The sequence below is a fragment of the Candidatus Aminicenantes bacterium genome, assembly GCA_026393795.1.
Taxonomy (GTDB): domain Bacteria; phylum Acidobacteriota; class Aminicenantia; order UBA2199; family UBA2199; genus UBA2199.
The window spans coordinates 1-11,301 of record JAPKZL010000001.1; the positions used below are offsets into that span (position 1 = coordinate 1).

The following is an 11,301-nucleotide window of genomic DNA, read 5'->3' on the forward strand; positions in this document are numbered from 1 at the left end:
CGTTTTAAAGAGAGCCGGTATGCCGAAGATTCTGCGTTAGTCAGGAATTTTTTTTCAGCCACCCTTTTGCCGACCATCAGGAAGTTGCCGAAGGCCCACCAGGCCAGCAGCAGGCTCAGGGGAGGAAAAGCCCCGGCCAGGACGTACCAGCCGATCAGGAAGCGGATCGGATTGTTGGCCGATTCCAGCGTGGAATCCAGGTAGGGAACATCCTTCACCCGGATGGGAGGAACATTGTACAAAAGCCCGGCCAGAAGCAGCGCGCCCAGGCTGAGAACGAAGGCCCGGGAGTAGAAAGCGTTGGCAACGGCCAAGGAGGCGGCCACCAGCGCCACCCAGCCGACAAGCAGCAACTTGATGCTGATCTCGTTTTTGACCAGGGGGCGGTGTTTCTTGCCGGGATGGAAAGCGTCAAAGGGGGCGTCGGTGATCTCATTGATGATGTAATTGGCCGTGGAAACCATCCAGGTCAGAACGAACGCCAAGCCGATTTTCAAGAACGCAAGTACTGTCAGCAATGAGCCAATCCCAGCGGGGTTGACCAGGAAAACGGCGGCGAACCCGACCAGGATGGCCAGGCTGCGCGGCCAGCGTTCCAGCCGCAACGAAGCGATATACAGGCTACTTTTGTTTCTTTCTGGCATAAATTTCCCAAGAATCGGCCAATTGCAGCCTGAAGTGTAGCTTTTTCAGCGGCTTTTGTAAAGCCTTGCCCTTTAAAAAAGGGAACAAGCGGGTCAGCAGGTAGTAGGACGAAAAATTCCAGGCAAAGCGCTTGCGCAGCGCGATATCGAAGCCGTGCTCCCGCAAGAGGCGGTCCAGGGAACGGTGGTTGAAAAAATTAAGATGGGCGATGCGGTAATGCCACCAGCGGCCGCCCATGATCCGGGCCGCCAGGCTGCCGATGTCGGGGGTGACGATGACCAGCATGCCGTTCGGGGACAGCCAGCCGTTCAAGCGCGCCAGCAAGGCGCCCGGGTCGGTCACATGTTCGAGCACGTCGAGCAGGGTGATGACCGCGAATTTCCCGCCGGAGTTGAATTGCTCCACCGTGCCGCAAAACAGTTCCAGGCCGTAGAGTTTTTTCGCATCGGCGACCAGGGCAGTGGACGGTTCAATGCCTGAAACCGCATAGCCGGCGCTCCTGGCCAGGTTAAGGAAAATGCCGCTGGCCGCCCCGACGTCCAGCAGCGGAGAACCGGCCGGCGCAAAGGGTTGCAGCCTTTTCAGAATCGTGGAAAAATTGCGGCCGCGCCCCTCGTCTTCCTGGCTGTATTCCTCGTCGGCCAGCGCCGCGTAAAAATCCGCGATCTCGTCCTGGGTCGGGGCCGGGTTGGCGAAGACGAAAGAGCAGTCGCGGCAGGAGAAAAAAGTCCAGCGCGTTCCGTAATGGCTGTCGGTGATCCTGAAATCGGCGGCGCTGATTTTTTCCGGAATGACGGTGCCTTTTTTAAAAAGCGCGATGTTCCGGCTTTGGCAGAGCGGGCAGCGGTCGAGAACGGCGAGCTTCATTCTTTTTTTTCTTGTCGGACTGGTCCGACAGGTCCGACTGGTCCGACTTCTTCCTGAGCAAGAAGCTTCCTCTGCCAGAACTCAAGGTTGATCCTGGCCTCGTCGACCGCTTTTTTGCCGCGCACGCCGTGGCGTTCCCCGGGGTATATCATGAGCTCGACCGGTTTCCCCAAGTCGAGCAGGCCGTTGAGCAGCTGCAGGGTGTTTTGCATGTGGACATTGTCATCCATGCTGCCGTGCGTCAGCAGCAGGTTGCCCCGGTAGGTTTGCATATGGGACAGCACCGATGATTGCTGGTAGCCGTCGGGGTTTTCCGCCGGGAGGTCCATGTAGCGTTCGCTGTAGACCGAGTCGTACAGCGACCAGTCCATCACGCCGAACTCGGCGATGCCGCAACAGAAGAGATCGGGGGCCGCGGCCATGGCCAGGGCGGCGACGTAGCCGCCGTAGCTGCCGCCGGTGATGCCGATCCGTGTGCCGTCGATGAAGGGCAGAGTACGCAGATAGGCGACGGCGCTGCCGTAGTCGGCCAGCTCCCACTTTCCCAGGCAGCGATGCATGGCTTCGACCATTTTCCTGCCGAAATGACCCGAGCCGCGGTGGTCGACCTTCAGCACGATGATCCCCTGCTGGGCCAGGAAATAATCGTCCAGACGGCGGGGAAAAGCATCGATGACCGAACGGCTATCGGGGCCGCCGTAAATGGAGAGGATGACCGGGTATTTCTTTTTCGCGTCGAAATCGGGGGGCAGGATCCAGCCGGCTGGCAGCATCAGGCCGTCTGCGGCCGGGATCTTGAAGAGCTCCGCCTTGCCCAGGGCGACGCGGCGCAGGTTGGCGGTGAGGCTTTCACCGAGCACACGAAAGGGACGGCCGGCGCGGCTGCAGAGGCTTAAGCTGGGCGGCTGGCGCAGGGATGAAAAGCGGTCGAGATAGAAGGAGCCATTTTTTGAAAAGGTCACGGCATGGGTGCCGTCCCGGCTGGTCACACGCCGCGGAGCGCCGCCCGTGATGGATATCCGGTAGAGGTCGCTCCGGGTGGAGTCCTCCTTGTCGGCGCTGAAGAAGACCAGCCCCTTTTTTTCATCCACGAACTCGATCCCCCTCACCGACCACGGGCCGCTGGTGATCATCCGTTCCAGGCCGTTCGCCTGGATGCGGTAAAGGTGGTTCCAGCCGCTCTTGCTCGAGAGCAGCAGAACGCTTTCGTCGGCCATGGGAAAAAATTCATCCTTGGCGAGCGCATCGACCCAGGTCTTGCGCTGCTCGCGGTAGACCAAGCCTATTTTTTTGCTGGCCAGGGAATAACTGAAGAGTTTCCAGTCGTCCTGGCCGCGGTTCATCCATTGCAGGTACAATTTCCCGCTGTCATGGCTCCAATCCAGTACGGTCAGGTAATGGTCGCCGCTATCGGGGAAAGCGATCCACTCCGTGCGGCGCGTGGCCAGGTCAAAGACGCCGATGGTGACGGTCGGGTTGGGGAAGCCGGCCTTGGGGTAGCGCTGCATCTCCAGGCGTCCGTAGGGACCGCTGGCGTCAAACAGGGGGAACTGCGGCACCCGGCTCTGGTCGAAGCGCAGGAAGGCAATTTTGCCGCTGTCGGGGCTCCAGTCAAAGGCGCGGTAGCGGCTGGCCCGGCCCAGGATCTCCTCGTAGTACACCCAGGAGGCGTAGCCGTTCAGTATCTCGTCGCTGCCGTCGCTGGTAACCTGGACGGGTAGACTGCCGTCGGCACCGCAGACGAACAGGTTTCCTGCCGCCGTATAGGCCAGGAAACGGCCGTCCGGTGAAAAGACGGGATTCTTTTCAGCCGCAACGGTGGCGGTGATGCGGGTGACCGTTGCCGGATTCTTCCGGAAAACATATATATCATCCTGGTGCAGAAAGGCCAGCCGGGAATAATCGGCGTTGTGGTCATCCGGCTTGCTGGAGTTCAGGCTCAGCGGCGTCAGCGCTTTCAGCTCCTGGGGATCCAGCAGGACTTGCGCCCGGCCGCTGCCGGCATCGACGGCCAGCCATTTACCGTCGCGGTTCTCGACGAAACGGAGGTCGTCAAGCCAGCCGGGAATGTCAGGCAAGGGTTTCAGCAGCGCGTCGCCGCGGTTGAGGTAAACCCCTTCGAAGGTCAGCTTTTCAGCCGATCCGCCATGAAGGGAGAAGAAGAAAAGGCCAAGCAGCCAAACGAGTATTTTCATCGGTTCTCCATGTTGAGCATTCGCGTCAACGCACTCCGGCGCAATCGCGGGCGCGGCTTTGGAAATCAAATGACAAAACCACTGGGGATTTCCATGTCTTTGGGAATGACGACAATGCCGTCGACGATATTGTAGCGGTCGTGGGTAAAACTCGTCAGACCTTTTTCATTCACGATGCGCGCCCCGTCGCCGATGCGGACGTTCTTGTCCAGGATGGCGTTGCGGATGACGCAGTTGCGACCGATGCCGACCGGGCCGCGCTGGCGGGTCGCATCCTCGGCCTTTTCCTCCAGGCTTTCATAGTAATCGGCCCCCATCATCACCACCCGCTCCAGGTGGGAATTGGCGCGGATGATCGAGCGGATGCCGATGATGGTGTTGACCAGGTGGCTGCCCTCGATGATCGAGCCTTCGGAGATCAGCGAGTAATGGACGTCGCAGTTCTCGATCTTCGAGCCGGGCAGGAAACGCTTGCGGGTGTAGATCGGCGCCGCTTCATTGTAAAAATCGAAATGGGGAATGGGGGTGGCGAAATCCAGGTTGGCGTGGAAGAAGGCCTTGATGGTTCCGATGTCCTCCCAGTAATCGTTGAACACGTAGGCGAAGACCTGGCGGTCGGCGATGGAATCGGGGATGACCTCGCGGCCGAAATCCTCCTTGGCATTGTGTTCCAGCAGGTCGATCAGCACGTCCTTTTTGAAAATATAGATGCCCATGGATGCGATGTAATTCAGCCCTTTTTCCTTCAAGCCAAGGTATTCGTCGGGAGTGAACAGTTCGTTCAGCAGCGCCTCGGTCTTGGGCTTTTCCACGAAGCGGATGATGCGCCGGTGGTCATCGATCTGCAGAATGCCGAATTCTCCCGCCTGCTGGCGCGGGACCGGCTTAACGGCCAGGGTGATGTCGGCTTTTTTCTCCCGGTGGCGATCCAGGAAGTCGCGCAGGTTGATGCGGTACAATTGGTCGCCGGAAAGGATGACCACTGTGCTTGCTTTCTGATTCTTGATGTAGTGGATGTTCTTGCGCACGGCGTCCGCCGTTCCCTGGTACCAGTTCGAATCGTCGATGGTCTGCTGGGCGGCGAGGATCTGCAGAAATCCGTCCGAGAAGCCGTCGAAGCGGTAGGACTGGGCGATATGGCGGTGCAGGGAAGCGGTATTGAACTGGGTCAGGACCATGATTTTCCTGATGTTCGAATGCAGGCAGTTGGAAATCGGGATGTCGATCAGGCGGAACTTGCCGCCGATGGGGACCGCCGGCTTGGCCCGGTACTTGGTCAGTGGATAAAGCCGCGTTCCCCGGCCGCCGCCAAGAATAACCGCGAGCACGTCTTTCATGCGCGTCTCCTGCCGCCAAGCGGTGGCGTATTTTTTCCCCGTTCATGATAGACAGCAGACAGGTAATTGTCAATAAGGTAGGGGGTCAAAACATCAGATTTCTTCCAGCTTGCCGCCGTGCAACAGATATCTCTTGTCGGTTAGGGCCGCCAGCTGCGAATTGTGGGTGGCAATGACGGCGGTGAGCCCGCGCTCGCGGATCAGCTGCTTGAACAGCTGGAACACCGTTTCCCCGGTCTTCCAGTCCAGGCTGCCGATCGGCTCGTCGGCCAGCAGCAGGCGCGGCGAGTTGATCAGGCTGCGGGCAATGGCCGCCCGCTGTTTTTCGCCCCCCGACAGCTGGTAGGGCATGACGGCGAATTTTTCAGCCAAGCCGACTTCGCGAAGCAGTTCCCCGGCCGCGGCAAAGGCCTTTTCCCGCCCGAACGTCTGGATCAGCGCCGGGGCGGCCACGTTCTCCAGCACCGTGAGCTCGGGCATCAGGTAATGGAACTGGAAAACGAAACCGATGTCGCGGTTGCGGTAGGCGGCCAGGCGCTTGCGGCTGAATGCGGCGATGTCGTCGCCGGCGAAACGGACCATCCCCCGATCCGGACGGTCCAGCGAGCCCAGCAGGTGCAGCAGGGTGCTTTTGCCGGAACCGGAGGCGCCGGTGACGGCCACCAGGCTCCCCTGCTCCACGTGCAGGCCGAGGTTCTGCAGGATGACCAGCTTGTTGCGGTCGGGCTGGATGAAGCTTTTCTCAAGCTCTGCGGCTTCCAAAACGATGGCAGCCATGATACCTCCGGCTCAGCGGGCGCGCGGCCACAGGGTTTTCACCTTGCGCAAGCGCGACAGCCAGTAGCCATTCAAATTCTCGAAGCGGACCCAGCCCCCGGCGGCGGGGGCGTGGACGAAGCGGCCGCCGCCCATGTAGATGGCCGAATGCCATGTTTGCGCCGATTTGAAGACCAGGATGTCGCCTGAAGCGGCATGCGTCAACTTCACGCTCCCGGCCATCCGGCCCTGCTCCCGGGCGTTGCGCGGCACCCGGATGCCGAAACAATCAAAAACATAAAACACCAGCCCGCTGCAGTCGAAACCGTCGATATCGACGCCGCCGAAGCGGTACGGGATGCCGACCAGGCTCGCGGCCAGCTCGACGATCTGGCGGCGCAGCACCCGTTGTTCCCACTCCGGAGTACTGCGCACGGAACAAAGCGTGCAGGCGAGAACGACCAGCGGCAGCAGCCAGACCCGGCCCGCCGGCGTTTCCGGTTTTTTTTTTATTGCTTTCAACGATTGCCTTCCCGGCGGGATGCAAGGCAAACCCCGCACGGCATTTGATTTGCGAAAGGGGGGACTCGAACCCCCAGGCCTTGCGGCATCAGATCCTAAGTCTGACGTGTCTGCCAGTTCCACCACTTTCGCGCCTTTCAAAAAATATCATTATTCGCCGGCGCTGTCAAATGGACTCCCTCCCGTTTTTTGGGGCGGGCAAAGAAAAATAAATCAATGGTTGACAATGAAAAAAGCATTTGCTAAGGTAAAATCAAGTCTTTCTTAAGGAGGCAGGAATGTCAACAAAATTTTCTTCCGCCAAAAAGACCTGCTTGGGCCTGCTATTTATCCTGGGCATGCTGGCCAGCGCCTGGCAGACAGGCTGCCGGATGCAGACCGACGAATTGAATAAGAAAGAGCCGGGAAAAATCGCCGCGATCAAAAAAGCCGGCAAGATCATCATCGGTACCAGCGCCGATTACCCGCCGTACGAGTTCCGCCTGTTGCCCGAGATCGAAGACGATTTCGTCGGCATCGACATGGACATCGCCGAAGCCATTGCCGCCGACCTGAACGTTAAACTGGAGATCAAAAACATTGTTTTCAACAACCTGTTCAAGGAACTGGAAGACGGGCACATCGACCTGATCCTGGCCGGGCTGGCGCCTAGCGAGAGCCGGCAAAAGATGGTCGATTTTTCCATCCCCTACTACCAGGCCATCCAGAACATGCTGATCAGGGCCAAAGACAGCGAACAGATAAAGCTGCTGGAAGACCTGCGCGGCAAAAAGGTCGGCACCCAGAGCGGTTCGATCCAGGAAGACATGGCCAAGAGCATGATCTTTGGGGCCACCTTCGTCACCCTGCCGACCATCCAGGCGCTGATCGATGGACTGGCCGCGCAAAAGCTGGATGCCGTGATCCTGGAAAAGCCGGTCGCCGATGCGTATGTGTTCAAGAACAAGGATTTTCTCAACCTGGAGTGCAATTCCAACCGCACGCCGCTCGGCTCCGCCGCTGCGGTGAAAAAGGGCAACAGCGAACTCCTGGAGCGCATCAACCAGATCCTGGAAAGGCTGATCAAGGAGAACAAGATCAACCAGTTCGTCCAGGATGCGAAGGTCTTCACCGACAAGATTTAGTTTTCAAGCTGAACTGCCGCCGGTTTTCAATGTATACGTAGGGGCGGGATGACCCCGCCCTTACCTAAATTGTGCAAGGAGCATAGCGGATCATGATCAGTTTGCAGAATATCGCTCTGACCTACAACGATAAAAAAATTTTCGCGCAGATTTCCTGGCTGATCAGCGAAAAAAGCCGCATCGGAATTGTCGGCGACAACGGCGCCGGCAAAACCACCCTGTTCAGGGCCATCAAGGGAGAATCCTCCCTGGACAGCGGCACGATTGAGATCCCCAAAAACAAGCGCATCGGTTATCTGCCGCAAGACCTGGTGGAGCTCGATCCTCTGTCGGTTCAGGATTACCTCAAGAAAAGGACCGGCCAGGATGAACTGGAAAAAAACATGCGCTCGTACGAGGAGAAGATCGCCCGTGACGACCACAACCGGGCCGGCTTTGAAGCGATGCTGAACAAATTCGATATTGCCAGCGAGGCCTTCCGCATCCAGGGCGGCTACGATTTCGACGCCAGGTCCCGGCGCATCCTGAAAGGCCTGGGGTTTGCCAACGACGACTACGCAAAAAATTGCCGGGACTTTTCCGGCGGCTGGAAAATGAGGATATTCCTGGCCGTCATCCTGCTGGCCAACCCGGAGATCATGCTCCTGGACGAGCCGACCAACCACCTTGATACCGAGAGCATGGAATGGCTGGAGAACTACCTGAAAAACTACGGCGGCACGCTGCTGACCATCTCCCACGACCACATGTTCCTGGACAAGATGGTCAGCCAGATCGCCGAGCTCCAGCGGGGGAAAATCACAATTTACAAGGGCAACTATTCCCATTACCGGCGCGAAAAAGAACGGCGGCTGGCGGCGTTGCAAAAGCAGCGCGAGCTGCAAAAAACCGAGATCAAGCGCATCCAGGCCTACATCGACCGTTTCCGGGCCAAGGCCAGCAAGGCTTCCGAGGTGCAAAGCCGCATCAAGCAGCTCGAAAAATTCGAGCTACTGCCGGAGGCGGAGGGCTCGAAGAAAGTGCATTTCCGCTTCACGCCCGCCGTGCGCAGCGGCAAGGAAGTGATCATCGTCCGCGACCTGGGCAAAAGTTACGGCCAGAAACAGGTGTTTTCCGGGATCGGCTGCACCATTTACCGCGGTGAGAAAATTGCCCTGCTGGGGATCAACGGCGCCGGCAAATCGACCCTGGTGCGGCTCCTGGCCGGGAGCGAAGAGCCCAGCCAGGGTTCCCTGCAACTGGGCCACCAGGTCAAAACCGCTTTCTTTTCCCAGGAAAGCCAGTACAACCTGGCCTACAAGCGCACGATCTGGGAAGAGGTACAGGCGCTGGACAGCCCGGGCAGCGATCTGGAAAAAAGAAGCCTGCTGGGCGCATTCCTTTTTTCCGGAGACGACATTCACAAGCCGGTGGCCGTCCTTTCCGGCGGCGAAAAAAGCCGCCTGGCCCTGGTCAAGATCCTCCTGGGCGAAAGCAACTGCCTGATCCTTGACGAACCGACCAATCACCTCGACCTGAAAACCAAGGAGATTTTTCAGAACGCCCTGCAGCACTATTCCGGGACCATCGTCCTGGTTTCCCATGACCGCTATTTCCTGGACCAGTTGGTGCAGCGCGTTTTTGAAATCAGGGACGGCCGCATGTACGAATACACGGGTAATTATTCCTATTTCGCCCAGAAGCGCGAGCAGGAGATCGCCGCCGCCGACGTTGAAACGGGACCGCTGCCGGGACAGCCGTCCGCCAGTGCCGCCGGGTCGGCCGCAAGCAAAGGAGGAGGCAAGTCCAGGGAACAGCGCCGCCTGGAAGCCGAGGCCAGGGACCGGCGCAGCAAGCTCAAAATGGAGATCGGCAGGGAGCTGCCGGCCCTGGAGGAGGAGATCGCCACGCTGGAAAAGTTGAAAACACGGAATCAGTCGCTGCTGTGCGATCCCGACTTTCTCAAGGAATCGGCGCGCATCAAGCCGTTGATGCAGGAGCTGAATCAGGCCAGCCGGCGCCTGGCCGAGCTCTACCCGCGCTGGGAGGAGCTGACCCGGCGGCTGGAAAAAGTCGATGAAATGAATTTTTCCTGACCGGCCACTTGAAAATTTTTTCGTTTTGAGGTAAATTTAAAAATGGCACACAAATACATCCTTGCGATCAACCCCGGTTCGACGTCAACCAAGATAGCGATCTTTGCCGGCGAGAAAAAAATTCTCGGCCAGAACATCTCGCACACGGCCGACGAGCTGGCTCCCTTCCAGAGGATCATCGACCAGCACGAATTCCGGGAAAAAGTCATCCTGAATTTCCTGGAGGAAAACAAGTTCGCCGTCAAGCAGCTAACGGCCGTGGTCGGCCGGGGCGGGCTGCTGACGCCCATGGCCTCCGGGACCTACCTGGTCAGCGAGGAAATGATCGCCTATTTGAAACAAAACAAGATGGAGCACGCTTCCAACCTGGGGGCGCTGCTGGCCAGCGATATCGCTGGGATCATCCCGGTCGACGCCTTCATCGTCGACCCGGTGGTCGTTGACGAGATGGCCGACGTCGCCCGCATCACCGGCCTGCCCGAGATCCGCCGCATCAGCATATTCCACGCCTTGAACCAGAAGGCGGCGGCGCGCGAAGCGGCCAAGAAGCTCGGCCGCAGTTACGAGCAGTGCCGCCTGATCGTCGCCCACCTGGGCGGCGGCATTTCCATCGGCGCCCACCTGAACGGCCAGGTGGTCGACGTCAACAACGCGCTGAACGGCGACGGCCCGTTCGCGCCCGAGCGCGCCGGTTCGCTGCCCAGCTGGAGCCTGGTCGAATTGGCCTTCTCCGGGAAATACGACCTGGCCACGCTGAAGAAAATGATCACCGGCAAGGGCGGCATTGTCGCCCACCTCCGCGTCAACGACATGAGAAAAGTGGAGGACATGGTCAAGGCCGGGCATCAAGAAGCAACGCAGGTTTTCGAGGCCATGGCCTACAACGTGGCCAAGGAGATCGGTTCGCTGGCCGCGGTGCTGGAGGGCAAGATCGATGCCATCGTCCTGACCGGCGGCATCGCCTATGACGAGCATTTCATCGAACTGGTCCGCCGCCGCATCGAGTTCCTGGCCCGGCTGATCATCCTGCCCGGCGAGGACGAGATGACGGCGCTGGCCCAGGGAGCGCTGCGCGTGCTGAACGGAGAGGAAACCGCGAAACATTGGAAATATTCAGGAGGAAACGCATGAAAGCGATGAGGAAGCTGAGCGAGATCGAAACCATTGTCAAAGCCAAAAAGAACTATTCCATGGCCATTGCCTTTGGCCAGGACGAGGACACCATCCTGGCGGTCAAGCGCGCCGTCGAGGAGAAGATCATCGACGCCATCATGGTCGGCAACGAGAAGGTCATCCGCGACGTTTGCGCCAAGCTGAAGGTCGACCCGGGCTTGTTCGAGATCGTCAACGAACCCGACGAGAAAAAGAGCGGCGACAAGGCGGTGCGCCTGATCATCGAAGGCAAGGCCCAGATCCTGATGAAGGGGCTGATCTCGACCCCCTACTACCTGAAGCCCATCCTGAACAAGGACTACAACCTGGTCGGCAAGGACGGCATTTTGTCGCACACGGCCATCCTGGAAATCCCCACCTACGACAAGCTGCTGCTTGTCTCCGACGTGGCCATGATCCCCTACCCCGACCTGAACCAGAAAGTGCAGATGATCAATTACAACATCAAGATCGCCGCCAAACTGGGCATCGAGAACCCCAAGATCGCCATCCTGGCGGCCAACGAAAAAGTGTCGGAAAAGATGCCCTGCACCATGGAGGCGGCGGTCATTTCCAAGATGGCCGATCGCAAGCAGATCAAGGGCGCCATCATCGACGGCCCGCTGGC

10 protein-coding genes and 1 tRNA gene are annotated in these 11,301 nt (G+C 58.9%); 4 read left to right on the forward strand and 7 right to left on the reverse strand.

From position 1 onward, the window contains the following. The 7 genes from NTW95_00005 to NTW95_00035 all read right to left on the reverse strand — a co-directional run. A partial coding sequence (locus NTW95_00005) for a UbiA family prenyltransferase (GenBank protein ID MCX6555810.1) occupies positions 1-644 on the reverse strand: 644 nt, incomplete at its 3' end. Beyond that, on the reverse strand, positions 622-1,512 hold the full coding sequence (locus NTW95_00010) for a class I SAM-dependent methyltransferase (GenBank protein ID MCX6555811.1): 891 nt from the start codon (positions 1,510-1,512) through the stop codon (positions 622-624). The genes NTW95_00010 and NTW95_00005, both read right to left, overlap by 23 nt. Continuing rightward, positions 1,509-3,707, reverse strand: coding sequence for a DPP IV N-terminal domain-containing protein (locus NTW95_00015; protein MCX6555812.1), 2,199 nt, complete (start codon positions 3,705-3,707; stop codon positions 1,509-1,511). Before NTW95_00015 ends, NTW95_00010 begins: the two co-directional genes overlap by 4 nt. 65 nt (positions 3,708-3,772) lie before the next feature. Continuing rightward, the gene (locus tag NTW95_00020; GenBank protein MCX6555813.1) at positions 3,773-5,044 is read right to left on the reverse strand and encodes a glucose-1-phosphate adenylyltransferase; all 1,272 of its coding nucleotides are present in this window, start codon (positions 5,042-5,044) and stop codon (positions 3,773-3,775) included. A 93-nt stretch (positions 5,045-5,137) separates the two neighbouring features. Beyond that, the gene (locus NTW95_00025) at positions 5,138-5,821 is read right to left on the reverse strand and encodes an ABC transporter ATP-binding protein (protein ID MCX6555814.1); all 684 of its coding nucleotides are present in this window, start codon (positions 5,819-5,821) and stop codon (positions 5,138-5,140) included. Positions 5,822-5,833: 12 nt separating this feature from the next. Then, the gene (locus NTW95_00030; GenBank protein ID MCX6555815.1) at positions 5,834-6,322 is read right to left on the reverse strand and encodes a C40 family peptidase; all 489 of its coding nucleotides are present in this window, start codon (positions 6,320-6,322) and stop codon (positions 5,834-5,836) included. A gap of 50 nt (positions 6,323-6,372) precedes the next feature. Beyond that, positions 6,373-6,454: transfer RNA gene (locus NTW95_00035), tRNA-Leu, on the reverse strand. A gap of 146 nt (positions 6,455-6,600) precedes the next feature. On the opposite strand from NTW95_00035, the gene NTW95_00040 reads away from it, so the two are divergent. The 4 genes from NTW95_00040 to NTW95_00055 form a co-directional block, all read left to right on the forward strand. After that, positions 6,601-7,446, forward strand: coding sequence for a transporter substrate-binding domain-containing protein (locus NTW95_00040; protein MCX6555816.1), 846 nt, complete (start codon positions 6,601-6,603; stop codon positions 7,444-7,446). Positions 7,447-7,538: 92 nt separating this feature from the next. Beyond that, complete coding sequence (locus tag NTW95_00045; protein MCX6555817.1) at positions 7,539-9,521, forward strand: ABC-F family ATP-binding cassette domain-containing protein; 1,983 nt, start codon at positions 7,539-7,541, stop codon at positions 9,519-9,521. Positions 9,522-9,563: 42 nt separating this feature from the next. Further along, entirely contained in the window at positions 9,564-10,652 is a 1,089-nt protein-coding gene (gene buk, locus NTW95_00050) for a butyrate kinase (GenBank protein MCX6555818.1), read from the forward strand. Next, the coding region (locus NTW95_00055) for a phosphate acyltransferase (GenBank protein MCX6555819.1) at positions 10,649-11,301 on the forward strand (653 nt) is incomplete at its 3' end. The genes buk and NTW95_00055, both read left to right, overlap by 4 nt.